Origin of the sequence: Pseudomonas sp. SZ57 (assembly GCF_009495975.1) — a bacterium.
In the GTDB taxonomy this organism is placed as follows: domain Bacteria; phylum Pseudomonadota; class Gammaproteobacteria; order Pseudomonadales; family Pseudomonadaceae; genus Aquipseudomonas; species Aquipseudomonas syringae.
Window position 1 is genome coordinate 1 of sequence record NZ_WIBD01000071.1, and the last position, 252, is coordinate 252.

Sequence of the window (252 nt, forward strand, 5' to 3'; positions counted from 1 at the left end):
AAAACTTCTGCCCCGCCTTCGGCTGTCGCAGGCACGATACTAGGCGCTTGAAATTCGAAGAAATTATTTTTCTTCATGTATTCTCTGAATGAATCAATAATAGTTTCTTGCACTTTGAAAACTGCTTGAACTTTCGGATGACGAAGAACAAGCGCGCGATTGTCGAGCTCTGTAACCAATTCTAGATTGTACCCCTCGAGCGACATGTCGAAAGGTAATTCGTGTGCAGCACCCAAGACTTCTATCCCAGTA

Annotated in this window: 1 protein-coding gene; it reads right to left on the bottom strand. The window is 44.0% G+C overall.

Annotated elements, in window-relative coordinates:
* A partial coding sequence (locus GE543_RS27030; RefSeq protein ID WP_218571935.1) for an amino acid--tRNA ligase-related protein occupies positions 1-252 on the bottom strand: 252 nt, incomplete at both ends.